The following is a 25809-nucleotide window of genomic DNA, read 5'->3' as shown; positions in this document are numbered from 1 at the left end:
TCTTACTTATTACGTTGATCGTCCACCGTTACGCCCTTCGGCGGGGTAAAGGTGAATTTCGATGCATCGACCGCACCGTTCTGCTGGGATTTCAGCTGATAGCTGCTGCGCTGATCGTCCTGCTCAACGGCGCTGAATTGATTAATAGTACCGTTGCTGCTCACGTTGATGGTGAACTGCTTCAGGTTGCCCGTGCTGCCTTTCGGCGTCAGCACGAACTCATCGCCGGTCTGTTTGATGTTGTACTGCTGCCAGTCGCTGGACTGGTTACGGGCAATCAGCATAAACGGCGTGTTGCTGGTCGCATCTTTCAGCCAGGTGGCGGTGGCCTGCTCAACAAACGGGTTAAAGAACCACAGGGTTTTGCCGTCGGAGACAAGGATACTTTCGTCCGGCTGGGTCATATGCCAGTTGAACAGATTCGGACGTTTAACCCACAAGTCACCCTGGCCTTCCTGCACCGCATTGCCGCTGCCGTCGGTCACTTTCTGCGTGAAGCTGGCATGGAAGCTGCTCACTTTATCCAGGCGGCTCTTCAGGTCGCTGGCGGCATCAGCCCAGACGCTGCTTGCCACAAAGCCAGTGAGTAATGCACAGGTGATTGCGATTTTTTTCATTGTTCATCCTTACAAAGCGTCTTCCCGAAATGGGGGTTTCTGTCACTATTCTGGACCTGCCCGCAGGCAGGCGACAGAAGAAAATGCTTAATTTTTGCTGCTTTACCCATCTTTGCAATCGAGGCCGTTACTCAAACGGTGGCGGGGCCAGTACTTCACGGTTGCCGTTATGTCCCTGCTCGCTAACAATACCCTGCGCTTCCATCTGCTCGATAATGCGCGCCGCGCGGTTATAGCCGATGCGGAACTGGCGCTGTACGCCGGAGATGGAGGCTTTACGTTTCTCGGTAACGAAGTTAACCGCCTGATCGAACAATGGATCCAGCTCTTCACCGCCGTCAAAGCCGCCGCCACCACCGCCTTCGCTTTCGCTGTCAGAGGTGATGCCTTCGACATATTGCGGACGACCGCGCGCTTTCCAGTCCTGCACCACGGCATGCACTTCCTGGTCACGAACAAACGCGCCGTGGACACGTACCGGGGAAGTCGAGTTCGGCCCCGAATAGAGCATATCCCCCATGCCGAGCAGCGATTCCGCGCCCCCCTGGTCAAGGATGGTACGGGAGTCGATTTTGCTCGACACGGTAAAGGCGATGCGAGTCGGGATGTTGGCTTTGATCAGGCCGGTGATCACATCCACCGATGGACGCTGGGTCGCCAGCACCAGATGGATCCCTGCCGCACGGGCTTTTTGCGCCAGGCGGGCGATCAGCTCTTCCACTTTCTTACCGACGGTCATCATCAGGTCGGCAAATTCATCCACCAGCACCACGATATACGGCAGCTTTTCCAGTACCGGATGTTCGGCATCCATGCTGTCGCCCGGTTTCCAGTACGGATCCGGAATTGGGCGTCCCATCTTCGCCGCTTCGGCAATGATGTCGTTATAACCGGCGAGGTTACGCACGCCCAGCGCAGACATCAGCTTGTAGCGACGCTCCATCTCGTTGACGCTCCAGCGCAGGGCGTTGGCAGCGTCTTTCATGTCGGTCACGACTTCGGTCAGCAGATGCGGGATGCCTTCATAGACTGACAGCTCCAGCATTTTCGGGTCGATCATGATGAAACGCACATCTTCCGGCTGCGCTTTATAAAGCATGCTGAGGATCATGGCGTTCACGCCGACAGATTTACCGGAGCCGGTGGTACCTGCCACCAGCAGGTGCGGCATTTTAGCCAGATCGGCCACCACCGGCTCACCCGCGATATCTTTACCCAGCACCACGCTCAGTGGCGACGGGTTATCGCGGAACTTGGCGTTATCAAGCACTTCACGCAGGTAAACGGTCTGGCGTTTTTTGTTCGGCAGCTCCAGACCCACATAGGGTTTGCCTGGGATCACCTCAACCACGCGCACAGCCACAGTCGACAGCGAACGCGCCAGGTCACGGGAGAGATTGGAAATACGCGCGGCTTTAACACCCGGCGCCAGGTTCAGCTCGAAGCGGGTGATGACCGGGCCCGGGGAATAGTTCACCACATCCGCTTTAATACGGAAGTCGGCCAGACGCGCTTCAACCAGACGTGCCATCTGCTCCAGGGCAAAGGTATCGACCGGCTCCACTTCCGTTGGCGGCGGCGTTAACAGATCCAGCGACGGCAGCGGCGTGGTTGGCTTTTGCAGTGGGCGGCTGTCGCCATTGCGCATCAACAGCGGATGGATCAGGCTCTGCTGAGGCTGAGCGGCTGGCTGCTGTGGCTGTACCGGCTGTTGCGGCTGCGCATACTGCTGTGGCTGCACGGGCTGCTGAGGCTGCGCATACTGCGGTGGCTGCACAGATTGCTGCGGTTGTGCATACTGCTGCGGCTGAACAGGCTGCTGCGGTTTTGCATACTGCTGCGGCTGAACAGGCTGCTGCTGTGCAACATGTTGTGGCTGCACGGACTGCTGCGGCTGGGGCGGCGTAACCGGCTGACGCGGCGGCTCGGCTTCCGGCATCACGCCAGGCGTAAACAGCGGTTCACTCGGCGTATCATCCACCAGATCTTTCATTGGCGAGAATTCAAAGTCCGCCAGCGAGAAGGGGTTAGCGCCTGTCGGTTGCTCACCGGAATAACGCTGCTGCTGGGTGGCGGCGAACTGGCGAGCCAGCTCCGCTTCGGCGGCGCTATCTTCGTCATCCTGCGTTTCAAAGGACTGTGGCTGGGCCTGATACTCATCACCACCGTACCGCTGCTGTTGCTGCTGAGCGAACTGGCGGGCCAGCTCCTCCTGCTGCTGCATTTCATCGGCATCGTCGTCGTAGTGTTCATCATACTGATGGCGTCCGGCTTCACGCGCTTTCTCTTCGGCCATTCGTTGGGAAGGCAGCTTGATACCATACGAGGCCAGTTCACGGCGGGTCGGAACACGTACGCGATTAGGGCGCGGCAACTGCGGACCAATCCCCTCTTTTACCTGCGGACGCGGTGCGCCGCCGGTTGCCAGGCTGAATAACGGCGCGGCGGCGCTGGCCGCAGCGGCGCCTGCGCTTGTTGCCTGCTGTACGCTTGCGGCAACAGGAGCGACGGCGGAAGCGGGTTCCACAGCGGGAACCGGAATTGTCGGGGTTTCAGCGGCTTTAACCGGGGCTGGTTCTTGTGCCTCCTCGGGCACCGGCTGATACCATGCCGCAAGCTGTTCGCGCTCACGGGCACGTTTTTCTTCCACCTCTTCGAAATAGTAAAGCGGCGGACGGGACGGTTTCACCTCTTCAACCGGCGGCTCTTCGACAACCGGCGGGGTGATAACAGGCTGAGGCTGATAGACCGGCTCTGGCTGATAAACAGGTTCAGACTGATAAACAGGTTCAGGCTGATAAACAGGCTGCTGCGGCGGCTCATACTGCGGCTGCGCGTAGACAGGTTCAGGCTGATAAGGCGGTTGCCACTCCTGCTGCGCGGCGGCGACATACTGCTCCGGCTCCGGCGCAGGGATCGGCGATGCAGGCGCAGCAGGTTCCGCTTGCCATTCAACCGCATGTTGCTGCAGCGGCATCTCTGGCACAGAAGGCGTCGGGGTGATCGGTTCAACCGGCGCAGCAAAGGCCTGGGTTGCCGTGGTTGCGGCGGCAGCGGCAGCAAGGGGCTCAGCTACTGAGTGACCGTTGAGCAGCGGATCGAACTCATCATAATCGGACGGCAGCGCACGATTACCGGAGAACAATACATCATCCGGATCGGCGGCAACACCACGGGCACTATAAGCCACCTCTTCTTCGTCATCCATCCGTTTGCCGGAGAACAACGCCGCGTCGGTTTTGCGGCCTAATGGATTGGCGAATTTCTCTGCCACACGCTTACGGCGCGCCAGCGCCCCGCGCATAATGCGGGCGCGGCGAGATTCACGACGCTCAGCGCTCGGCTCAGCCTCTTCGTAGTCATCTTCGTACTCTTCGTCGTTAACCCAGGTATCGTCGCGACGGGTGCGGTTGCTGGCAAAGGTCAGGATATTGAGGATCACGCTGCCAATTTTCTCGGCGATGGTGACCCAGGACCAGCCGGTAAACAGCGTCAGCCCCGCACCCCAGACGCAGAGCAGCGCCAGCGTACCACCGCTGCTGTGCAGCATCGGCTGTAGCGCGGTGCTCAGCAGGCTGCCAATCACGCCGCCGGAGGCAAAATACCAGATGTCGTCGGCGTTAATCGCCGCCAGACCGCAGGAGGTGAGGATCAGGGCAAGCGCACCAATCAGGCGCAGCGAGACAGCAAAATAGTCGATGTAATCATCGTTCTGGCGATGGCGCCAGGCAAACCAGCAGCCGCCAATAATAATGACGGGAAGGGTGTACGCCATTATGCCAAAGATAAAGAATAGCGTGTCCGCCAGCCATGCCCCCGGTACGCCGCCTAAATTATGGATAGGCTCATGCCATGCGGTTTGTGACCAGCTGGGATCGGAGGGATTGAAACTGAGTAAGGCTGCCATCAACCAGACGGCAAAAAGAGCAACAAGGATCAGTAACGCCTCAAGGAGTCGGCGTCCACTGCTGAGCTTGGTTAAATTGACTTCTTTGTCTTCGGTATATTCCTGGCTCAAAACAGGCTCTCCAGGTATCAGGCAATTCCTGCCTGCGTGCTAAACGGACAACAGTGCCGGGAAGCCCGACACTGTTGCTGTATGGATTACCAGGAGTGTAATCAAAGTACGCTGATAATGCACCTGTTCCGTGTTAGCGCGTCTTAATAACCAGACGATTGCTCTGTTTGACTTCTTCCATTACCACGTAGGTACGGGTGTCGTTCACACCAGGCAGTCGCAGCAGGGTTTCGCCCAGCAGCTTACGGTAGGCGGACATATCAGGCACGCGGGTTTTCAACAGGTAGTCGAAATCACCGGAAACCAGATGACACTCCTGAATTTCTTCAAGTTTTTGTACGGCGGCATTAAATTGCTCAAACACATCCGGCGCACCACGATTCAGAGTAATCTCAACAAATACCAGAAGTGAGGCATCCAGATAATGCGGGTTCAGCAGCGCTGTATAGCCCTGAATAAAACCCTGTCTTTCCAGTCGGCGCACACGCTCAAGGCATGGCGTCGGGGAAAGTCCCACACGTTTTGAAAGCTCGACGTTGGAAATACGCCCATCCTTTTGCAATTCATTAAGAATGTTACGATCGATGCGGTCGAGATCTTTGCCAGGGCGCTTCTTGCTATCTACCATTATTATTGTCTCTCTGTATTCCTTCCCTAACTCCTGCCAGGACCCTGTGCACTTCACTGTTCAGAGTCTTTCCCCGCGGTTAATCGCATCGCCTGTTTTATAGTTTGCGCGATCCGATTGGGGTTATGTGGTATGAAGACCGTTGCCCAGAGGCGGCCATCAACATCACGTATGGCATCTGTCCACACCATGCGTAGATTTCGCTGACCCGGTAAAAATGGTGATTTTGTGCATGACTATGCGTTACACAAAGACCATTTTTTTTCTTCCTTGAATGTTTTCGCAAAAGCGCAGGGGATTGTCAAAGCAAAACATCGATTTTTAGTACAACATGTCGGATATTCATTACGTCCGGCGATTAATCCTCATTTTATCGCCGTCGTTTCGACCGATTACCCATGATTATTGTTATAAAATCACCTTTTCTTCCCTGTCGTTGATTGGCCCTTTCTATCACACACATCGTTAACAAAATCGCTGCGCCCTTTTTTTACGCCAACAAATTCCCTACAATCCGGGAAAATGTCTGCCAACAACAATGAGGATCTCATGGGCACGGCCAAACACAGTAAGCTGCTAATTCTTGGTTCTGGACCTGCGGGATATACCGCAGCGGTCTACGCTGCACGCGCTAACCTGCAACCGGTACTGATTACGGGCATGGAAAAAGGCGGTCAGCTGACCACCACCACCGAAGTTGAAAACTGGCCAGGCGATCCTGAAGGCCTGACCGGGCCGCTGCTGATGGAGCGCATGCACGAGCATGCCGCCAAATTTGATACCGAAATCATTTTTGACCACATCAACAAGGTCGATCTGCAAAACCGTCCGTTCCGCCTGACCGGTGACAACGCGGAGTACACCTGCGATGCGCTGATCATCGCTACCGGCGCCTCTGCCCGCTATCTGGGTCTGCCTTCTGAAGAGGAATTTAAAGGTCGCGGCGTATCTGCCTGCGCAACCTGCGACGGTTTCTTCTATCGCAACCAGAAGGTCGCGGTCATCGGCGGCGGCAACACCGCAGTTGAAGAGGCACTCTATCTGGCGAATATCGCCTCTGAAGTGCACCTCATTCACCGCCGTGATACTTTCCGCGCGGAAAAGATCCTGATCAAACGTCTGATGGACAAAGTGGCCAGCGGCAATATCGTGCTGCACACCCACCGCACGCTGGAAGAAGTAACCGGCGATCAGATGGGCGTGGCGGGCCTGCGCATCCGTGATACCCAGAACACCGACAACGTTGAAACGCTGGAAGTGGCAGGTCTGTTTGTTGCCATCGGCCACAGCCCGAACACCGCTATCTTCGACGGCCAGCTTGAGCTGGAGAACGGCTACATCAAAGTGCAGTCAGGTATTCACGGTAATGCTACCCAGACCAGCATCCCGGGCGTGTTCGCTGCGGGCGACGTGATGGACCACATTTATCGTCAGGCGATCACCTCTGCGGGCACCGGTTGTATGGCGGCGCTGGATGCAGAACGATATCTCGACGGACTGGCCGATCAGAGTAAATAATTTTTACAAATCAGCAACAAACGTAAATAAGGCGGCGATAAGTCGCCTTTATCGTCTCTGCGTTGTAACATTGCCGTGCCCAATACCTAATAACATCACCTGCAAAGCACGCAATGGAAAAAACCCGTCAACAAGAGTTAACTCGCTGGCTTAAAAAGCAAAGCGTTATTTCCCGCCGCTGGCTGAATATTTCCCGTCTTTTGGGGTTTATCAGCGGACTGTTGATTGTCGGCCAGGCATGGCTTCTGGCCCGCATTCTTAACCATATGATTATGGAAAATATCCCGCGTGAGGCGCTGTTACTGCCTTTCATTGTGTTGATTCTGGTCTTTGTTCTGCGTGCCTGGGTGGTCTGGTTGCGCGAGCGCGTGGGCTTCCACGCCGGGCAGAACATTCGCTATGAAATTCGCCGCCAGGTGTTGGACAGGCTACAGGAGGCCGGGCCTGCCTGGATCCAGGGCAAGCCCGCCGGAAGCTGGGCGACGCTTATCCTCGAACAGATCGATGATATGCATGACTACTACGCCCGCTATCTGCCCCAGATGGCGCTGGCCGCTTTCGTTCCCCTGCTAATTGTGCTCGCGATTTTTCCTTACAACTGGGTCGCCGCGCTGATCCTGCTGGGCACCGCCCCGCTGATCCCGCTCTTTATGGCGATGGTCGGCATGGGTGCTGCCGACGCCAACCGCCGGAACTTCCTGGCGCTCGGACGTCTCAGCGGCCACTTCCTTGACCGTCTGCGCGGCATGGAAACGCTGCGTATTTTTGGTCGCGGTAAAGCCGAAACCGACAACATCCGCCACGCCTCCCAGGATTTCCGTCAGCGCACCATGGAAGTGTTACGCCTGGCATTTTTATCCTCCGGGGTGCTGGAGTTCTTCACCTCACTGTCGATTGCGCTGGTTGCCGTCTATTTCGGTTTCTCCTATCTGGGCGCCCTTGATTTCGGTCATTACGGTACTGCCGTGACCCTTTTTGCAGGCTTTCTGGCGTTAATTCTGGCGCCGGAATTTTTCCAGCCTCTGCGCGATCTGGGCACTTTCTACCATGCGAAAGCGCAAGCCGTGGGTGCCGCCGATAGCCTGAAAACCTTCCTTGAAACGCCGCTGGCTCATCCGCAGCGTGGCGACGTGACCCTGAACACCACCAGACCGGTCAGCATTGAAGCGGAAGATTTTTGCGTGCTCTCGCCGGAAGGTAAAGTCCTTGCCGGCCCTCTGAACTTTACCCTCGCGGCAGGCCAGCGCGTGGTGCTGGTCGGCACCAGCGGCTCCGGTAAAAGCTCCCTTCTGAATGCGTTATCCGGTTTTATGGCCTACAGCGGCTCGCTGCGCATCAACCAGGCCGAGCTCTCAGCGCTCGATCCTGACGAGTGGCGCACCCATTTAAGCTGGGTGGGTCAGAACCCGCAGCTTCCGGCGGCCACGCTGCGTGAAAACGTGCTGCTGGCGCGCCCGGACGCCAGCGAAGAAGAGTTACAGTCAGTCCTCGATCGCGCCTGGGTCAGTGAGTTCCTGCCCCTGCTGCCGAACGGCGTGGATACGATGGTGGGCGATCAGTCGGCGGGGCTTTCCGTCGGCCAGGCGCAGCGTATTGCCGTAGCCCGCGCCCTGCTTAACCCGTGTCAGCTTTTATTGCTGGATGAACCCGCCGCCAGCCTGGATGCGCACAGTGAACAGCGCGTGATGATGGCCCTTGATGCCGCCTCGCAGCAGCAAACCACGCTGATGGTAACCCACCAGCTGGAGGGCATCTCCCGGTGGGATCAGATCTGGGTCATGGACAATGGTCAGCTTGTTGAGCAGGGCGATTACGCTACGCTCGCGGCGGCACAGGGGCCGTTTGCGGCCCTGCTGGCAAACCGTCAGGAGGAGATCTGATGCGCGCTTTACTGCCTTATCTGGCGCTTTATATGCGCCACAAATGGATGCTGACGCTGGGGGTGGTGCTGGCGATTGTCACCCTGCTGGCCAGTATCGGCCTGTTGACGCTCTCCGGCTGGTTCCTCTCTGCCTCGGCGGTCGCCGGTTTTGCCGGGCTCTACAGCTTTAACTATATGCTGCCCGCCGCCGGGGTGCGCGGCACGGCCATCACCCGCACCGCCGGGCGCTACTTCGAGCGTCTGGTTAGCCATGACGCGACCTTCCGCGTGTTGCAGCACCTGCGCGTTACCACCTTCAGTAAGCTGCTCCCCCTCTCCCCCGCCGGACTGGCACGCTATCGCCAGGGGGAATTGCTTAACCGCGTCGTCGCTGATGTGGATACCCTCGATCATCTTTATTTGCGCGTTATCTCTCCGCTGGTGGGCGCCCTGGTGGTGATTGTGGTGGTCACCCTTGGGCTGTGCCTGCTGGACGTTCACATTGCGCTGACGCTCGGCGGGATCATGCTCGCAACGCTCTTTATCTTACCCCCGCTGTTTTACCGCGTCGGCAAACCGACCGGTGAAAAGCTGACGCGTCTGCGGGGCGAGTATCGCCAGCAGCTGACGGGCTGGCTGCAGGGTCAGGCGGAGCTGACCATCTTTGGTGCCAGCCGCCGCTACCGCGCGCAGATGGAAAATACCGAGCTGAACTGGCACGAAGCCCAGCGCAAGCAGTCGGAACTCACGGCCCTCTCGCAGGCGCTGATGCTGTTAATTGGCGGAGGCGCAGTCATGGCGATGCTGTGGATGGCTTCCGGCGGCGTGGGCGATAACGCGCAGCCAGGCCCGTTAATCGCACTGTTTGTCTTCTGTGCGCTGGCGGCGTTTGAAGCCCTGGCGCCGGTGACCGGTGCCTTTCAGCACCTGGGCCAAGTGGTGGCCTCCGCGCTGCGGATCACCCAGATTACCGGCCAGCAGCCGGAAGTGCAGTTCAGTACGACCGCATCAGCGGTCCCTGAGCAGCTGGCCCTGCGCCTTTCGGATGTGAGTTTTGCCTACGAAGGTCAGGCGCAGCCCGCGCTGGACCACATTAACCTGACGATCCCCGCGGGCGCCCATGTGGCGGTGCTGGGTCGTACAGGCTGCGGTAAATCGACACTGCTGCAGTTGCTGACCAGAGCATGGGACCCGGCGCAGGGTCAGATCCTGTTTAACGATATGCCTCTGGTGCAGATGAGCGAGACTGCGCTGCGCAAAACGGTAAGCGTAGTGCCCCAGCGGGTTCATCTTTTCAGCGCCACCCTGCGCGATAATCTGCTGTTAGCCGCACCCGGCGCTGCCGATGAGGTGTTACGCGGGATGCTGGAAAAAGTGGGTCTGCAGAAGCTGCTGGAAGATGAAGGGCTCAACAGCTGGCTTGGCGAAGGCGGCCGTCAGTTGTCCGGCGGCGAGCTGCGTCGCCTGGCCATTGCGCGCGCGCTGCTTCACAATGCGCCGCTGATGCTACTGGATGAGCCAACCGAAGGGCTGGACGCGACTACCGAGCGGCAAATCCTTGATTTACTAAAAAAAGAGATGCAGGACAAAACCGTGCTGATGGTGACGCACCGTCTGCGCGGTCTGGCGGATTTCGATCAAATTATTGTGATGGACAACGGACAAATTATTGAGCAAGGTAATCACGCTGAACTGTTGGCAAAACAGGGCCGCTACTACCACTTTAAACAACGTCTGTAGTCTATATTTGAACCGATCCCCACTTTGCGTACTGGAGTTTTGTTGTCATGCGCCTGGTCCAGCTCTCTCGTCATTCTCTTGCGTTCCCTTCTCCGGAAGGGGCGCTGCGTGAACCTAATGGTTTGCTGGCCCTGGGCGGCGATCTGAGTCCGTCGCGTTTATTGATGGCTTACCAGCGGGGGATTTTTCCGTGGTTCTCTCCTGGCGATCCCATCTTATGGTGGTCGCCCGACCCCCGCGCCGTTCTGTGGCCTGCGGAGTTTCATATCAGCCGCAGCATGAAGCGTTTTCACGCCCGCTCCCCTTATCGCGTCACCCTCAACCATGCGTTTGGTCAGGTGATCGAGGGCTGCGCCAGCGATCGCTTTGAAGGAACCTGGATCACACCCGAGGTGATTGTCGCCTACCATCGCCTGCACGAGCTGGGCTACGCCCATTCGATTGAGGTATGGGACGATAAGAATGAACTGGTGGGCGGCATGTACGGCGTGGCACAGGGCACGCTGTTTTGCGGCGAGTCGATGTTCAGCCGCGCGGTTAACGCCTCCAAAACCGCGCTGCTGGTCTTCTGCGAACGCTTCGCCCGCAGCGGCGGCAAGTTAGTTGACTGCCAGGTGCTGAACGAACATACCGCCTCGTTGGGTGTGGTGGAGATCTCGCGCCATGAATATCTGGCGCAGCTGGCGACCCTGCGCATGCAAAAATTACCGCAAAATTTCTGGGTGCCAACGACGTTATTTACGCCCCAGGGATAAATGTTTTCCGCATATTTTTCCTCAAGGTGCTATAATTCTGCCGCAGAGTAGGTTCTGCCTGTTGCCCCGCCGCCGTTTGGGAATAGTTCGCATCCGATAACGCCCTATCGTTTATCCTGCCACCTCCCCTTTACGTATGCGCTTTTCGTACGGTTGAACCGTGACGTCCGGGCAATACGCTGAAAACTGCTTTGTTGCGTTTTAAACGCACAAATCTTTACTTAATTGATGAATTTCGGCATTATCTTGCCGGTTCAAAACTTGGTAGTGATACCCCAGAGGATTAGATGGCCAAAGAAGACAATATTGAAATGCAGGGTACCGTTCTGGAAACGTTGCCTAACACCATGTTTCGCGTAGAACTGGAAAACGGTCACGTCGTTACCGCGCATATCTCCGGTAAAATGCGTAAGAACTATATCCGTATTCTGACGGGCGACAAAGTGACTGTTGAGCTGACCCCGTACGACCTGAGCAAAGGCCGCATTGTCTTCCGTAGTCGCTAAGAGTATTTCGCCTGCAATGGCGTATAAAGAATAATAAAGGCCGGGTTATCCCGGCCTTTTTTTATGCCCCGCCCGTATCAGTGGATACGCACTACGGTCAGATCCGCCAGCATGGTATGCGCAATATCATGCAGCAGCCCGGTAAGGTGCGGGAGCATCTCGCGGTCGAAATGCGACACCAACAGCACATGGTTTAAGGCCCGGCAGTAATTGCACTGGGCTTCGGTGCTGTCCAGCAGCCACTCCTGTTTATGCGAGGGCGGGATTTCATTTTCATCCAGCACGCGAAAATCGGTCATGGATTTTGCCAGCTCAGCGCTGAATGCATCAAGGTAGGCTGCCAGGCAGCGGCAGACAGGCTGCGTTTGCGGCAGCGAGTCGCAATCGACAAGGATTTCGGTAAGCAGGTTGCAGCGCGCAGCGAGCGTGGAGAGATCGTGGGCACAGACTTCAAGTTCGCTATAAAGCTGGGGAATAGGGTTTTCATTAGTCATAAAGAGTCCTTTATGCACGGCAAATTATCATTGTGCGCGCTTTCAGGATGCCAATCCTGGCACCTGATTTTGCAGGTGCATCGCCATTCTAATACTGTGATTTTATCCAGCAATTTTCTCGTTTAAATTCTGGATAACGCCTCGCAAAATTTTGATGTGGGGTAAGGTGAATATGCGGCTTAAGTAGTCGTTCCGTTCACCTTACGTTCCTTGCTTCTCTGATACGCCGGAACCGGTGAACGTGCCAGGGGGGCTCGCCGCCTCCCCCCTGGCAACCCCGGCTCCCGGCAAAGAAAATCGCCGCTTCGCGGTGCCCTCAGCTTATTCCTTCAGGCTTTCGGGTCGGGCACCAGCCTGCATCCATGCAGGCTATGCCCTCTCGGCGCGTCCATGCGCCTCGCCCCGGCCTTACGGAAACGCTTCGGCGATTTTCAGCCGGACCTGGTCATCGCTGTAACTCTCAATTCACCTTTAATGACTTTATCGCTTCAGGTATTCAACATTACCAACCCGGCCACATCCATGAAAAAACCATAAAAAAACCGGGCTTTCGCCCGGTTTTTACCATCACGCAACAGCGTTAGTGAGCCGCCTCCGGCTTATGCTTCGCCGCACTCTGGAAATCATACGTCAGCTCGTTCTTCGCCTGATCCAGCGCCACCGTCACCTGGCCCCCATCGACAAGCGAACCAAACAGCAGCTCGTTAGCCAACGGTTTCTTCAGGTTGTCCTGAATCACACGCGCCATCGGACGGGCACCCATCGCACGGTCGTAGCCTTTCTCTGCCAGCCAGTTGCGAGCCTCCTGACTCACTTCCAGCGACACACCTTTCTGATCCAGCTGAACCTGCAGCTCGACGATGAACTTATCCACCACCTGATGAATCACCTCGGTAGAGAGATGTTCGAACCAGATAATGTTGTCCAGACGGTTACGGAACTCCGGCGTGAAGATCTTCTTGATCTCTTCCATCGCATCGGTGCTGTTATCCTGGTGGATCAGGCCGATGGATTTACGCTCGGTTTCACGCACCCCGGCGTTGGTGGTCATCACCAGCACCACGTTGCGGAAGTCCGCCTTGCGCCCGTTGTTATCGGTCAGCGTCCCGTTATCCATCACCTGCAGCAGGATGTTGAACACGTCCGGGTGCGCTTTCTCGATTTCATCGAGCAGCAGAACCGCGTGCGGATGCTTGATCACCGCGTCGGTAAGCAGGCCGCCCTGATCAAAGCCCACGTAGCCCGGAGGCGCACCAATCAGACGGCTGACGGTGTGACGCTCCATATACTCGGACATATCAAAGCGCAGCAGCTCAATACCCAGCGCTTTGGAGAGCTGAACCGTCACCTCGGTTTTCCCCACCCCGGTCGGACCGGCGAACAGGAAAGAACCGACAGGTTTGTGCTCATGCCCTAGTCCGGCACGGGCCATCTTAATGGCCTCGGTTAAGGCCTCAATGGCTTTATCCTGTCCAAAGACCAGCATTTTCAGGCGATCGCCGAGGTTTTTCAGCGTATCGCGGTCGCTCTGAGAAACGCTCTTCTCAGGGATACGCGCGATGCGGGCCACCACGGATTCGATATCCGCCACGTTGACCGTTTTCTTACGCTTGCTGACCGGCATCAGACGCGCACGCGCGCCCGCTTCGTCGATCACATCAATCGCTTTATCCGGCAGGTGGCGATCGTTGATGTATTTCACCGCCAGCTCCACCGCCGCACGCACCGCTTTCGCGGTATAACGCACGTCATGGTGCGCTTCGTACTTCGGCTTCAGGCCGTTGATGATCTGCACCGTTTCCTCAACCGACGGTTCAGTAATATCGATTTTCTGGAAGCGACGCGCCAGAGCACGGTCTTTTTCGAAAATATTGCTGAACTCCTGATAGGTGGTTGAGCCGATCACCCGGATCTTGCCGCTGGAGAGCAGCGGTTTAATCAGGTTGGCGGCATCCACCTGGCCACCCGATGCCGCACCGGCGCCGATGATGGTATGGATCTCGTCGATAAACAGGATGCTGTTGGTATCCTGCTCCAGCTGTTTCAGCAGCGCTTTGAAACGTTTTTCAAAATCGCCGCGGTATTTGGTTCCGGCCAACAGGGAACCGATATCCAGCGAATAGATGGTGCAGTCGGCAATCACTTCCGGAACGTCGCCCTGCACGATGCGCCAGGCCAGCCCTTCGGCAATGGCGGTTTTACCGACGCCAGATTCCCCCACCAGCAGCGGGTTGTTCTTGCGGCGGCGGCACAGCACCTGAATCGCCCGTTCCAGCTCTTTATCGCGGCCTATCAGCGGGTCGATACCGCCAACACGGGCAAGCTGGTTAAGATTGGTGGTGAAGTTTTCCATACGTTCCTCCCCGCCTGCTTGCTCTTCGCTGTTGACCTGATGGCTGGAATCCGAAGACGGATTCGATTCGTCTTTTCGCGTTCCGTGAGAGATAAAGTTCACCACATCGAGGCGGCTGACTTCGTGTTTGCGCAGCAGGTAGGCGGCTTGCGACTCCTGCTCGCTGAAGATGGCAACCAGCACGTTGGCACCGGTGACTTCGCTACGTCCGGAGGACTGGACGTGAAATACCGCACGCTGGAGTACACGCTGGAAGCTGAGCGTCGGTTGCGTGTCGCGCTCCTCTTCACTGACGGGCAGTACAGGTGTGGTCTGTTCGATGAAGGCTTCAAGTTCCTGACGCAGCGCCACCAGATCCACGGAGCAGGCTTCAAGCGCTTCGCGGGCGGATGGGTTACTGAGCAGTGCAAGCAGCAGGTGCTCGACCGTCATAAACTCATGTCGGTGCTCACGCGCTCTGGCGAAAGCCATGTTTAAACTGAGTTCCAGTTCTTGATTGAGCATAGGCACCTCCCCCAATTTTCATTGCCTTATTCAGGCTTTTTCCAGCGTACACAGCAACGGATGCTCATTCTCCCTTGCATACTGGTTCACCATTGCCACCTTGGTTTCGGCGACTTCTGCGGTAAACACCCCGCAGATGGCTTTGCCATGATAGTGAACCGTAAGCATCAGTTGCGTTGCACGTTCAACATCATAAGAAAAGAACTTTTGTAGCACGTCAATAACAAATTCCATCGGCGTGTAATCATCGTTCATTAACATAACTTTATACATAGATGGCGGTTTTAGCGCGTCGCGCACTTGATCTTCCGCCAGCTTGTCGAAATCGAGCCAGTCGTTCGTCTTACCCATTGTCAGTCGTCATCTTCGTTTACGGTCTCCGGTCGCGTGTTCTGATGCTGACGGGAGGCTATACATAACCTGAATCTACCTTAGATGTCAGATAACCTACATCTATTATTGCCATCCGCGATGTCTGTCACAATACCGTTCAATAGCGTTAACTGCTTCAAATTTTGACTCATTTTTACCCGTCCTTGCCCGGCAAATGCTTGACGATCCCTTTGGTTTATCTAAATTGTACAAGCGTGAGTTGGCGAGGTTTTGAACAGCTCCCACTCCACCACCGGTTCATTACATCTAACTCAATAAGATTTACGAAGGATGTCGAAGCATGGAAACGGGTACAGTTAAGTGGTTCAACAACGCCAAAGGGTTTGGTTTTATCTGCCCTGAAGGCGGCGGCGAAGACATTTTCGCACATTACTCCACCATTCAGATGGATGGATACAGAACGCTGAAAGCCGGGCAGGCCGTCCGGTTCGATGTACACCTTGGGCCAAAAGGCAATCATGCCAGCGTTATTGTGCCCATCGAAGCAGAAGTGGTGGCATAGCCCTCTGTTTCATTGTGTACACCCCGCACTCAAAATGCCAGCCCGATGCGCTGGCATTTTTATTTGTGTGCGGTGATGCGACCTGATGCCCGGCGGCGTTGCGCTTGCGCAGGCCTACGGATTTTGTAGGCCGGGTAAGGCGTAGCCGCCACCTGGCAACAGGTTCACTCCCGGGCTAACGCATCCACCGGATCTAATCGCGCGGCGTTTCTGGCCGGCAACCAGCCAAACAGTACCCCGGTAAAGGTAGAACACAGGAAGGCAGTTAGCAGCGCCATCGGTGAAAAACCAATTTCCCAGCCGGGTAAAAACAGCTGCAGCGTAAAGGCGATGAGCAGCGAGAGCGTAATCCCCAGCGCACCGCCCACCAGACAGACCAGCACCGCTTCAATCAAAAACTGCTGCAACACATCGCTGGCCCGGGCGCCCACCGCCATACGGATGCCGATTTCACGCGTCCGCTCCGTCACCGACACCAGCATGATATTCATCACCCCGATCCCCCCGACCAGCAGGGAGATGATCGCCACCAGCGTGAGGAAGAGCTGAAGAGTACGTGTGGTCTTTTCCGCCGTTTTCAAGAGCCCATCCATGTTCCAGGTGAAGAAATCTTTCTTCCCGTGGCGCAGGGTTAACAGGCGTTCAAGCTGTTGCTCTGCCTGGGCGCTGTCGTAGCCATCTTTCACCCGGACAGTAATGGAGTTGAGCCACGACTGGCCCATAATGCGCCCGGAGATGGTGGTGTAAGGCAGCCAGACGCGCAAAATCTTGCTGCTGCCAAACATCGACTGCTTCTCCTCCGCCACGCCAATCACCGTCGCGGGCATGTTCCCCACCAGCACGATCTCACCTACCACCTTCGCTTTATTGGGGAACAGCTGTCGCCGGGCATTGCTGTCGAGCACCACCACCTGCGCCCGCCCTGCCAGCTGCTCTGCATTGAAGGTGCCCCCTTCGCTGAAGGTCATGCCGTAGACGTTGAAGTAGTCGCCGCTGACACCGTTGGCGCTGGCCGCCACATCGATATTGGCATAGCGCAGACGCAGGCTCTGGGACACCGCCGGTGTGGCGGAGTTAACCCACGGCTGCTTCTGAATGGCCGTGAGATCGTCATACTTCAGCGCCTGCTGGTACTGAGGCTCGTCATCGCCAAAATCTTTGCCGGGATAGACGTCAATGGTATTGGTACCGATGGAGCGGATATCCGACAGCACCAGCTGTTTGGCCGCGTCGCCCACCACCACAATCGACACCACCGAGGCGATGCCGATGATGATCCCAAGCATGGTCAGCAGGGTGCGCATTTTGTTGGCGGCCATCGCCAGCCAGGCCATGGTCAGCGCTTCGCGAAAGCTGCTGGCAAACTGCCGCCAGCCCGAAGGCGGCGGTAAGGATATCTCCTGCCGCCGGGTGGCATTGAGGCCAGGCGGCGGATTGCTGACCAGCTCGCCGTCGCGGATCTCGACAATGCGTCCTGCCTGGGAGGCCACCTCCGGGTCGTGGGTGACGATAATCACCGTGTGCCCCTGATCCCGCAGCTGGTGCAGGATCGCCATCACCTCTTCCCCGGAGTGGCTGTCCAGCGCCCCGGTCGGTTCATCCGCCAGGATCACCTGACCACCGTTCATCAGCGCCCGGGCGATACTCACCCGCTGCTGCTGGCCGCCGGAAAGCTGCGACGGCTGGTAATCCACCCGCTCCCCCAGCCCCAGCCGGGTAAGCAGCGCCTGCGCCCGCTCAAGGCGTTTTTTGCGCTCCACGCCAGCATAGACCGCGGGCACCTCGACGTTTTGCGCCGCGCTCAGATGCGAAAGCAGATGGTAACGCTGGAAGATAAAACCGAAATGTTCCCGACGCAGTTTGGCCAGCGCGTCGCTGTCCAGCGTGGCGACGTCGGTGCCCGCCACACGATAGGTGCCGCTGGTGGGTTTATCCAGACAGCCGAGAATATTCATCAGCGTCGATTTACCGGAGCCTGACGCCCCGACAATCGCCACCATCTCCCCCGCCTCTACCCGCAGGGTGATGCCCTTCAGCACCTCCACCGGCCCGTCGCCGGAGGGGTAGCTGCGGCGGATATCATTCAGCTCCAGCAGGGCGGTCATTTCGCCGCCCCCGGCTGGCTCTCGCTGATGACCACCTCTTCACCCTCTTCCAGCCCTTTCACCACCACCACATCGGTATCGTTGCGCGAGCCGAGGCTCACCTCACGCTCGCGGATTTCACCGTTACGCAGCACCTTCACGTTATAGCGGTTATCTCCTACCGGTTGGCCCAGCGCCGCCAGCGGAATGGTCAGCACGTTTTTCACCCCGGAGAGCTGAATATGCACCTGGGCAGTCATGTCCAGGCGCAGCACCCCCTGCGGGTTGGGGACTTCAAACCGGGCGTGATAGAAAATGGCGTCGTTGACCTTCTCCGGCGTCGGGAGAATATCCTTCAGCACCCCTTCATAGCGGGTTTGCGGGTCCCCCAGCACGGTAAACCAGGCTTTTTGCCCCGGCTTCAGGTGGATCACATCCGCTTCCGAAACCTGCGCCTTCACCAGCATGGTACCCATATCCGCGAGGGTCAGGATGTTCGGCGCCTGCTGGGCAGCGATAACCGTCTGTCCCTGCAGGGTCGTAATCTGCGTTACTTCCCCGGCCATCGGCGCAACGATGCGGGTGTACTCAAGGTTAGTTTTGGCACTATCCAGCGAGGCCTGGTTGCGTTTGATCTGCGCGTCGATAGTGCCAATCTGCGCCTGCTTTACCGCCAGCTCGGTGGTCGAGGTATCCAGATCCTGCTGCGAGATCGCCTGGGTGGTCGCCAGCTGCCGCTGACGGTTCAGGGTCACCTGGGCGAGCTTACGCTCCGCTTCCGCCTGGCTGCGCTGGGCGCGCAGCTCCATCAGCGTCGCTTCCACCTCTTTGATCTGGTTTTCGGCCTGCTCCGGATCGATAACCCCCAGCAGTTGCCCTTTTTTCACCTTGTCGCCAATCTCCACCGACAGCGTCTTCAACTGGCCGCTGACCTGGGCACCCACGTCAACCTTGCGTAGCGCGTCCAGTTTGCCGGTCGCCAGCACGCTCTGCTGCAGCTCGCCCGGCCGGACAATCAATGTCTGATATTGCGGCACCGGTGCGTTTAGCACCCGCCACAGCCAGAATCCACCCACCAGTACAATCAGCACCAGCAGCAGAAACAGCTTCCTGCGCTTTCCCTTTAAGTTCATAAATATTCCAAATAGCTATTCCGGCTTACATAACTGTTGATTCTAACTAAACCGCGCCTCAACGAAACCCCTGCTTTTCGTGGCGCGTAAACGTTGTTGAGGAGAGGTTGATAAAACCCCTGCTGAAATAAAGGCCTGGCAACAAGACCGGGATCTATTATGTCCTCCATCGCAGAGTCATCTTATTCACAGCAGCCGCAACCTAAATCAGCCTGGCAGCTATTTCAGCATCTGGCATCCGGAACATTAACCCCCGGCCTTGCCTGGCGTAATCCGGCCTATCGCCGCAAATTTATGCTGCGCTCGCTGATGACGCCGTTCAGCACCGCACGTCTGCTGGCAAGCCTGACAAAACAGCCGCAACTCCTGCAACTGTTACAGGTCCAGCCGGGGCTGCCCTGCCGCCTGCATCGCCCGTGGCTCTCGGTGGCGATGAATCGCCAGCAAACGCTCCAGGCGCTGAACTGGCACTATCAGACCCTGCAGCGCCAGCTCCCGGCCGCGCTGATGAACGGCTATCTCTCCCGGGAGGGGGTCACGTTACTGACCCTGAACGGCAAAGACGATCGCGCCTTTACCCTGCGTCTGTGCGCCGATGCCTTCCTCGATAAAGAGGGCGAAGCGACGCTGGCGTTTTGCGACGAGCAGCAGACTGTGCTGGCGGAGATGACCTTTACGCTGTGTCAGGTTAACGGCACCCCGACGCTGTTTATCGGCGGGATGCAGGGGGCAAAAGCCTTTGTGCCGCACGAGGCGATCCAGAGCGCCACCAAAGCCTGTCACGGCCTGTTCCCGAAACGCCTGCTGGTGGAAGCCGCCATGACGCTCGGCAGCGCCCTGGCCGTGGAGCAGATTATCGCCGTCAGCAACAGCACCCATATTTATCGCAGCTGGCGCTATCGCAAGAAAAAAGAGGGGAAACTGCTGGCCGACTACGACAGTTTCTGGCTGTCGCTGGGCGGGGAGCGCGACAGCGAGGGCAACTTCAGGCTGCCGCTCGCCATGCCGCGCAAACCGATGGAGGAGATCGCCAGCAAAAAACGCGCTGAGTATCGCCGCCGGTTTACCCTGCTGGACAGCCTGATCGATCAGGTCAACCAGGCGACCCGCCGCTAGTCCGCCCTCCCGCGTGCCAGCCACAGCACGCGGGAGAACATCTTCCGCAACAGCGTGGGCACCGCCTCCACGCCGCGACGACCGGCCTCCATCGCCACCTCAATCGCCAGATCGGGTTTCGACGAACGGTGAATGGCCTTCATGATCACCCGCCGCATATTCATCGGGATATCCTCCGGGATCATCGCCACCCGGTGAAAGACATCGGAAAAGCCCTGCCGGTACATGAAGTGCTCCATGTCCATGGCGGGCAGCGCCGTCAGGTGCTCGCGCTCCTCTTCCCGGTCGTTATTGATTAGCCCGCGCACGGTCGCGGCATATTTCTTACCCGCCTCGTCACCGTCCACCAGCACATGCCATTCGATGCCCATCCGCCGGGCAAATTTAATCAGCGGTTTCAGCCCCGACTGGGCAAATTCAATCACTTTGATGCCCTCGGCATCAAAGTGGTGCCCACACTGACGGGCCAGCTCGTTAATCACCCAGGTTTCGGTCTCCCCTTCCACCAGCAGCCAGCAGCGGGCAAACAGCGAGGAGGCGCGGTTGAAGCGAATATGGAAGGCGATACGGCGGCTATCTTCTGCATTCATGCCCCCCGGCCCCAGGCGGTAAGCCGAGACGCGCGACGACTCACGCACCAGACGACAGACGTGCTCAACCGGGGTTAGCGACAGCAGTTCGCCGGAGTTGGTGGTGGTGATGCGCTGCAGCGGCAGCAGATTCAACAGGTGCCAGGCCACCGAGAGCATGATCGGGTGCAGGCGCGTCTCGGGATCTTCCACCAGCAGCAGCGGGCGGGCATCCCGGTCCAGCCGGACGGTGCCTTTGGCCTGCAACAACGTGGAGAAGAGCCCCAGCAGGATCACCCGGTGCGAGCGGCCGCCGGGACGGTCAATCATCCGGTTGATGATGTCGAGGTAGCGCCAGCTGCGCTGCTCGTCATGGGAGCGCCGCCGCATCAGCCGGTTGCGCACCGGGGAGGTGCCCTGTTCGGAGAAGTAGTGCTCCAGCAGTTGTACCATTGCCGACAGTCCCTGGCGGATCTGGCCGTCGGTCAGGTTTTGCGGACGGGCGACCAGTTCCCGGGCCAGATAGTCCAGCTCCCGGGCGGTGACCTCCACATCAGGCATGTCGGGGACGGTACCGTTGCGGATGCGGCGCATAAAGCGGGCATCGCGCAGGCGCAGCACCGGCATCAGACGGACCAGATGACGCGCCCGCTCATCGATATCCTCCAGCGGCAGGGCCTGGCCGTCAGTATCGAGAAAACCGCGCAGGGTCAGCACACTGTCATCGCTGGCGAGCTCACCTTCCAGGCGATAAAAAATGCGCCGATAGCCATCATCACAGGGCACCCAGCATTCGGCAAGAGGACGATAGCGGCGAACGCGATGGCGCCCCGGCTCGCTTTCACGAAAGGTAAGGATAATATGCAGATGGTGTTCACGCCCCAGCATATCCCCGGGGGGGAACCAGAAATCTTCCCGGACAAAATGGTACAAACTGGATTCCGGCGATAGCAGCAGCGTCAGGGCGTCCAGCAGGCTCGATTTACCCCAGGCGTTTTCTCCGATTAGCACGTTGTTGTGCTCAAGCATCAGCGACAGACGGTTAATGCCGCGAAACCCCACGATTTCCACACGCTCTAGCAACATGTACCCTCCGGGAGAGATGAACTTTTTCCTTTAAGTTATCAGGAGTATAACGCCAGCGGGCCCGGACGGACACTCCATCGTAGGCGGAATAATGCCAGCCAGAAGCGAAAATTAAGAATTTAACCAGACAGTTTCATTTGTAATAACCATTTCCGCCGCATACTCTTGCTGCCGAAAATGCAACTCTGCTTTACTCGCCTTAATTTAGCAAGGAAGCGCAACACATTGCCCTACATCAAACTTACCGTATTTATTTAACTGGTGAGGGGGAATATTCATTTTTAGAATAGTGGCGTTTTAAAACTCGTCGCTTATTTTGGCGATAAATAACAATGGCGCAGGATTGCGCTCATTTTTTCTTTGAGGTGGTTATGTTCAGAAAATTAGCAGCGGAATTTTTTGGTACATTCTGGTTGGTATTTGGTGGCTGTGGCAGTGCCGTCCTGGCAGCAGGATTCCCGGAGCTGGGAATTGGTTTCGTTGGTGTTTCGCTGGCCTTCGGCTTAACGGTTTTAACGATGGCATATGCCGTGGGCCATATTTCCGGTGGTCATTTTAACCCGGCGGTAACATTAGGATTGTGGGCCGGCGGTCGTTTTCCGGCAAAAGAGGTTCTTGGCTATATTATTGCCCAGATCATTGGCGGAATTATTGCTGCCGCTATTCTGTATGTCATTGCCAGCGGTAAAGCGGGCTTTGATGCTGCGGCCAGCGGCTTTGCCTCAAACGGCTTTGGTGAACACTCCCCTGGCGGTTTCTCCATGCTCTCTGCCATCGTGATTGAAATCGTGCTGACTGCAGGCTTCCTGCTGGTGATCCACGGCGCAACGGACAAACACGCCCCGGCCGGTTTCGCGCCGATTGCGATTGGCCTGGCGCTGACCCTGATCCACCTGATCAGCATTCCGGTGACCAACACCTCTGTTAACCCGGCGCGCAGCACAGCGGTAGCCATCTTCCAGGGCGGCTGGGCGCTGGAGCAGCTGTGGCTGTTCTGGGTGATGCCGATTATCGGCGGTATTATTGGCGGCGTGCTGTACCGCACCCTGCTGGAAAAACGCGATTAAGCGTGCGCGCGTTGTGGCGCCGGGTGGCGGCTTCGCCTTACCCGGCCTACGGGACAGCATTTCGTAGGCCGGGCAAGCGAAGCGCCGCCCGGCACTGTTTTCACCTTTACTGAACCGTCTGAATTGGGTAGTGTCTCAGCGCCACTCAAATACAGGACCGGTTGTTCATGTTTTCAGGACTCTTAATCATTCTGCTCCCACTGATCGTGGGCTATCTCATTCCTCTTCATCAGCTGTCAGCGTTAAAACTGATCAATCGTCTTTTGAGCGGGATTGTCTACGTCATTCTCTTTTTTATGGGGATCAGCCTCGCCTTCCTCGATAATCTTGCCACCAATCTGCTCTCTATCCTGCACTACTCCATTATTACGATGACCGTTATTTTGCTCTGCAATATCGCGGCCCTGTTCTGGCTGGAGCGCGCTATTCCGTGGAAAAACCATCACCATCAGGAAAAATTGCCTTCGCGTATTGCCATGGCGCTGGAGTCCTTAAAATTATGCGGCGTGGTGGTGCTCGGTTTTTTGCTGGGGCTGACAGGATTCTCTTTTTTACAACACGCCACCGAGGCCAGTGAATATACGCTGATCTTCCTGCTGTTCCTTATTGGTATTCAGCTGCGAAATAATGGCATGACCTTAAAACAGATCGTTCTCAACCGTCGCGGCATGATAGTGGCGGTGATCGTGGTGGGCAGTTCGCTGATTGGCGGGGTGATTAACGCCTTTATTCTCGACCTGCCGCTGAATACCGCCCTGGCGATGGCCTCCGGTTTTGGCTGGTATTCGCTTTCCGGCATTCTGTTAACCGAGTCTTTCGGTCCGGTCATTGGCAGCGCCGCTTTCTTTAACGATCTGGGGCGCGAGCTGATCGCCATCATGCTGATCCCGGGTCTGGTGCGCCGCAGTCGTTCCACGGCGCTGGGGCTGTGCGGTGCGACCTCAATGGACTTCACCCTGCCGGTGCTGCAACGCTCGGGCGGGCTGGAGATGGTACCTGCCGCCATCGTTCACGGCTTTATTTTAAGCCTGCTGGTGCCCGTCATGATGGCGTTCTTCTCAGCCTGATACTTCTTTGGCGGTAGCCTGCTGCCGCCAAAATTGCGCTAAATCAATAACCCTCTATTTTGTAGCAGAAAGCCCTTTTCACCGTATCGCCACAGGCATAACCTTAAAGATGTATCTCAAATATAACTTTAACAGGTGTGATTATGTTTTGTGTGCAATGTGAACAAACCATCCGTACCCCAGCTGGCAACGGCTGCTCTTACGCACAGGGCATGTGCGGTAAAACCGCAGAAACCTCCGATCTGCAGGATTTACTGATCGCCTCCCTGCAGGGTTTATCCGCCTGGGCAGTTAAAGCCCGGGAATATGGCATCATCGACCACTACGTCGATCACTTCGCCCCGCGCGCGTTTTTCTCTACCCTGACTAACGTGAACTTCGACTCCCCGCGCATTGTGGGCTACGCCCGCGAAGCCATCGCCCTGCGTGAAGCCCTGAAAGCGCAGTGCCTGAATGTGGATGCCAGCGCCCGTGTCGACAATCCAATGGCCGACCTGCAACTGGTCAGCGACGATCTGGGCGACCTGCAGCGCCAGGCGGCTGAATTTACCCCGAACAAAGACAAAGCGGCGATTGGCGAGAACATTCTCGGCCTGCGTTTACTCTGCCTGTACGGCCTGAAAGGGGCCGCGGCCTATATGGAACACGCCCACGTCCTGGATCAGTACGACAACGACATCTACGCCCAGTACCACAAAATTATGGCGTGGCTCGGCACCTGGCCTTCCGACATGAACGCCCTGCTCGAGTGCTCAATGGAGATCGGCCAGATGAACTTCAAAGTGATGAGCATCCTGGACGCCGGTGAAACCACCAAATACGGCCACCCGACCCCGACGCAGGTCAACGTCAAAGCGACCGAAGGCAAGTGCATCCTGATCTCCGGTCACGACCTGAAAGATCTCTACAACCTGCTGGAGCAGACCGACGGCACCGGCGTTAACGTCTACACCCACGGTGAGATGCTGCCCGCCCATGGCTATCCGGAACTGCGTAAATTCAAACATCTGATCGGGAACTACGGCAGCGGCTGGCAGAACCAGCAGGTGGAATTCGCCCGCTTCCCGGGCCCCATCGTGATGACCTCTAACTGCATCATCGACCCGACGGTGGGTGCTTACGATGACCGTATCTGGACCCGGAGCATCGTCGGCTGGCCGGGCGTGAGCCACCTCGAAGGCGACGATTTTGGTCCGGTGATTGCTCAGGCCCAGCAGATGGCGGGCTTCCCCTACAGTGAAATTCCACACCTCATCACCGTCGGTTTTGGACGTCAGACCCTGCTGGGTTCGGCGGACTCCCTGATTGATCTGGTGAGCCGCGAAAAACTGCGTCACATCTTCCTGGTGGGCGGCTGCGACGGCGCGCGCGGGGAACGTAACTACTTCACCGACTTCGCCACCAGCGTCCCGGACGACTGCCTGATCCTGACCCTGGCCTGCGGTAAGTACCGCTTCAACAAGCTGGAGTTCGGCGATATCGAAGGGCTGCCGCGCCTGATCGACGCCGGTCAGTGTAACGATGCCTACTCAGCCATCATCCTCGCGGTCACCCTGGCGGAAAAACTGGGCTGCGGCGTAAACGATCTGCCGCTGTCGCTGGTGCTCTCCTGGTTCGAACAGAAAGCGATTGTGATCCTGCTGACCCTGCTCTCGCTGGGCGTGAAAAACATCGTCACCGGCCCGACGGCGCCTGGCTTCTTTACCCCGGATCTGCTGGCGGTCCTCAACGAGAAGTTCGGTCTGCGTTCCGTGACCACCGTTGAAGACGATATGAAGCAACTGCTGAGCGCGTAAGG

The 25809-nt window shown here is 57.3% G+C and carries 19 protein-coding genes and 1 pseudogene; 11 read left to right on the top strand and 9 right to left on the bottom strand.

All coding sequences use genetic code 11. The features are described 5' to 3' along the window. Positions 1-2: 2 nt before the first annotated feature. The 3 genes from lolA to lrp form a co-directional block, all read right to left on the bottom strand. The gene (lolA, locus tag FHC51_RS13020) at positions 3-617 is read right to left on the bottom strand and encodes an outer membrane lipoprotein chaperone LolA (RefSeq protein ID WP_103823389.1); all 615 of its coding nucleotides are present in this window, start codon (positions 615-617) and stop codon (positions 3-5) included. 127 nt (positions 618-744) lie between these two features. Beyond that, entirely contained in the window at positions 745-4635 is a 3891-nt protein-coding gene (ftsK, locus tag FHC51_RS13015; protein WP_220435722.1) for a DNA translocase FtsK, read from the bottom strand. A 133-nt stretch (positions 4636-4768) separates the two neighbouring features. Then, entirely contained in the window at positions 4769-5263 is a 495-nt protein-coding gene (gene lrp / locus FHC51_RS13010; protein WP_000228469.1) for a leucine-responsive transcriptional regulator Lrp, read from the bottom strand. A 549-nt stretch (positions 5264-5812) separates the two neighbouring features. Between lrp and trxB the strand changes: the two genes are divergently transcribed. The 6 genes and pseudogenes from trxB to infA all read left to right on the top strand — a co-directional run bounded on the left by trxB (position 5813) and on the right by infA (position 11643). Further along, the gene (trxB, locus tag FHC51_RS13005) at positions 5813-6781 is read left to right on the top strand and encodes a thioredoxin-disulfide reductase (protein ID WP_103178905.1); all 969 of its coding nucleotides are present in this window, start codon (positions 5813-5815) and stop codon (positions 6779-6781) included. Between the two features lie 113 nt (positions 6782-6894). Beyond that, the gene (cydD, locus tag FHC51_RS13000) at positions 6895-8661 is read left to right on the top strand and encodes a cysteine/glutathione ABC transporter permease/ATP-binding protein CydD (protein ID WP_220435721.1); all 1767 of its coding nucleotides are present in this window, start codon (positions 6895-6897) and stop codon (positions 8659-8661) included. Next, entirely contained in the window at positions 8661-10382 is a 1722-nt protein-coding gene (cydC, locus tag FHC51_RS12995) for a cysteine/glutathione ABC transporter ATP-binding protein/permease CydC (protein WP_220435720.1), read from the top strand. Before cydD ends, cydC begins: the two co-directional genes overlap by 1 nt. 47 nt (positions 10383-10429) lie before the next feature. Next, positions 10430-11137, top strand: coding sequence for a leucyl/phenylalanyl-tRNA--protein transferase (gene aat / locus FHC51_RS12990; RefSeq protein WP_156238291.1), 708 nt, complete (start codon positions 10430-10432; stop codon positions 11135-11137). A gap of 186 nt (positions 11138-11323) precedes the next feature. Further along, positions 11324-11497: pseudogene (locus FHC51_RS23250) on the top strand (hypothetical protein); the annotation flags it as partial. Beyond that, entirely contained in the window at positions 11425-11643 is a 219-nt protein-coding gene (gene infA / locus FHC51_RS12985; protein ID WP_001040187.1) for a translation initiation factor IF-1, read from the top strand. The pseudogene FHC51_RS23250 and the gene infA, both read left to right, overlap by 73 nt. 77 nt (positions 11644-11720) lie before the next feature. Here infA and FHC51_RS12980 read toward each other — a convergent pair whose 3' ends face one another. The 3 genes from FHC51_RS12980 to clpS all read right to left on the bottom strand — a co-directional run bounded on the left by FHC51_RS12980 (position 11721) and on the right by clpS (position 15345). Then, the gene (locus FHC51_RS12980) at positions 11721-12137 is read right to left on the bottom strand and encodes a hypothetical protein (protein ID WP_220435719.1); all 417 of its coding nucleotides are present in this window, start codon (positions 12135-12137) and stop codon (positions 11721-11723) included. 580 nt (positions 12138-12717) lie between these two features. Then, positions 12718-14994: an ATP-dependent Clp protease ATP-binding subunit ClpA gene (gene clpA, locus FHC51_RS12975; protein ID WP_114387535.1), complete on the bottom strand. Its 2277-nt coding sequence runs from the start codon at positions 14992-14994 to the stop codon at positions 12718-12720. A gap of 30 nt (positions 14995-15024) precedes the next feature. Further along, positions 15025-15345 (bottom strand): ATP-dependent Clp protease adapter ClpS, encoded by a 321-nt coding sequence (clpS, locus tag FHC51_RS12970; protein WP_114315466.1) that lies wholly within the window; start codon positions 15343-15345, stop codon positions 15025-15027. Between the two features lie 322 nt (positions 15346-15667). Here clpS and cspD point away from each other — a divergent pair, with 322 nt between their 5' ends. Continuing rightward, entirely contained in the window at positions 15668-15889 is a 222-nt protein-coding gene (gene cspD, locus FHC51_RS12965) for a cold shock-like protein CspD (RefSeq protein ID WP_032617324.1), read from the top strand. A 164-nt stretch (positions 15890-16053) separates the two neighbouring features. Here the strand turns inward: cspD and macB are convergent, their stop codons facing one another. Next, a complete protein-coding gene (gene macB, locus FHC51_RS12960) occupies positions 16054-17994 on the bottom strand; it encodes a macrolide ABC transporter ATP-binding protein/permease MacB (protein WP_220435718.1) in 1941 nt (646 codons plus the stop codon). Next, positions 17991-19106: a macrolide transporter subunit MacA gene (gene macA, locus FHC51_RS12955; protein WP_103178898.1), complete on the bottom strand. Its 1116-nt coding sequence runs from the start codon at positions 19104-19106 to the stop codon at positions 17991-17993. Before macA ends, macB begins: the two co-directional genes overlap by 4 nt. A gap of 159 nt (positions 19107-19265) precedes the next feature. Here macA and FHC51_RS12950 point away from each other — a divergent pair, with 159 nt between their 5' ends. Next, positions 19266-20222: a VirK/YbjX family protein gene (locus tag FHC51_RS12950; protein ID WP_220435717.1), complete on the top strand. Its 957-nt coding sequence runs from the start codon at positions 19266-19268 to the stop codon at positions 20220-20222. On the opposite strand, the gene FHC51_RS12945 is transcribed toward FHC51_RS12950, so the two are convergent. Then, positions 20219-21877, bottom strand: a complete 1659-nt coding sequence (locus FHC51_RS12945; protein WP_220435716.1) for an ATP-dependent endonuclease — start codon at positions 21875-21877, stop codon at positions 20219-20221. The two genes, FHC51_RS12950 and FHC51_RS12945, sit on opposite strands and share 4 nt — an antisense overlap. Before the next feature lie 371 nt (positions 21878-22248). Here FHC51_RS12945 and aqpZ point away from each other — a divergent pair, with 371 nt between their 5' ends. The 3 genes from aqpZ (at position 22249) to hcp (ending at position 25807) form a co-directional block, all read left to right on the top strand. Further along, the gene (gene aqpZ / locus FHC51_RS12940; protein ID WP_220435715.1) at positions 22249-22944 is read left to right on the top strand and encodes an aquaporin Z; all 696 of its coding nucleotides are present in this window, start codon (positions 22249-22251) and stop codon (positions 22942-22944) included. A gap of 167 nt (positions 22945-23111) precedes the next feature. Beyond that, positions 23112-24011, top strand: a complete 900-nt coding sequence (locus tag FHC51_RS12935; protein ID WP_103823404.1) for a lysine exporter LysO family protein — start codon at positions 23112-23114, stop codon at positions 24009-24011. A gap of 143 nt (positions 24012-24154) precedes the next feature. Further along, a complete protein-coding gene (gene hcp / locus FHC51_RS12930) occupies positions 24155-25807 on the top strand; it encodes a hydroxylamine reductase (RefSeq protein ID WP_220435714.1) in 1653 nt (550 codons plus the stop codon). Positions 25808-25809 lie beyond the last annotated feature (2 nt).

This window comes from Leclercia sp. EC_58 (genome assembly GCF_019584355.1).
Classification (GTDB): Bacteria; Pseudomonadota; Gammaproteobacteria; order Enterobacterales; family Enterobacteriaceae; genus Enterobacter.
The sequence above is the reverse complement of the archived record's forward strand: the minus strand, read 5'-3'. Positions and strand labels throughout refer to the sequence as shown.

Bases quoted from the DNA above. Each gene is read 5' to 3' on its own strand.
- lolA (WP_103823389.1), bottom strand. From the start codon at position 617: ATGAAAAAAATCGCAATCACCTGTGCATTACTCACTGGCTTTGTGGCA.
- lrp (WP_000228469.1), bottom strand. From the start codon at position 5,263: ATGGTAGATAGCAAGAAGCGCCCTGGCAAAGATCTCGACCGCATCGAT.
- trxB (WP_103178905.1), top strand. From the start codon at position 5,813: ATGGGCACGGCCAAACACAGTAAGCTGCTAATTCTTGGTTCTGGACCT.
- cydD (WP_220435721.1), top strand. From the start codon at position 6,895: ATGGAAAAAACCCGTCAACAAGAGTTAACTCGCTGGCTTAAAAAGCAA.
- cydC (WP_220435720.1), top strand. From the start codon at position 8,661: ATGCGCGCTTTACTGCCTTATCTGGCGCTTTATATGCGCCACAAATGG.
- aat (WP_156238291.1), top strand. From the start codon at position 10,430: ATGCGCCTGGTCCAGCTCTCTCGTCATTCTCTTGCGTTCCCTTCTCCG.
- infA (WP_001040187.1), top strand. From the start codon at position 11,425: ATGGCCAAAGAAGACAATATTGAAATGCAGGGTACCGTTCTGGAAACG.
- FHC51_RS12980 (WP_220435719.1), bottom strand. From the start codon at position 12,137: ATGACTAATGAAAACCCTATTCCCCAGCTTTATAGCGAACTTGAAGTC.
- clpA (WP_114387535.1), bottom strand. From the start codon at position 14,994: ATGCTCAATCAAGAACTGGAACTCAGTTTAAACATGGCTTTCGCCAGA.
- clpS (WP_114315466.1), bottom strand. From the start codon at position 15,345: ATGGGTAAGACGAACGACTGGCTCGATTTCGACAAGCTGGCGGAAGAT.
- cspD (WP_032617324.1), top strand. From the start codon at position 15,668: ATGGAAACGGGTACAGTTAAGTGGTTCAACAACGCCAAAGGGTTTGGT.
- macB (WP_220435718.1), bottom strand. From the start codon at position 17,994: ATGACCGCCCTGCTGGAGCTGAATGATATCCGCCGCAGCTACCCCTCC.
- macA (WP_103178898.1), bottom strand. From the start codon at position 19,106: ATGAACTTAAAGGGAAAGCGCAGGAAGCTGTTTCTGCTGCTGGTGCTG.
- FHC51_RS12950 (WP_220435717.1), top strand. From the start codon at position 19,266: ATGTCCTCCATCGCAGAGTCATCTTATTCACAGCAGCCGCAACCTAAA.
- FHC51_RS12945 (WP_220435716.1), bottom strand. From the start codon at position 21,877: ATGTTGCTAGAGCGTGTGGAAATCGTGGGGTTTCGCGGCATTAACCGT.
- aqpZ (WP_220435715.1), top strand. From the start codon at position 22,249: ATGTTCAGAAAATTAGCAGCGGAATTTTTTGGTACATTCTGGTTGGTA.
- FHC51_RS12935 (WP_103823404.1), top strand. From the start codon at position 23,112: ATGTTTTCAGGACTCTTAATCATTCTGCTCCCACTGATCGTGGGCTAT.
- hcp (WP_220435714.1), top strand. From the start codon at position 24,155: ATGTTTTGTGTGCAATGTGAACAAACCATCCGTACCCCAGCTGGCAAC.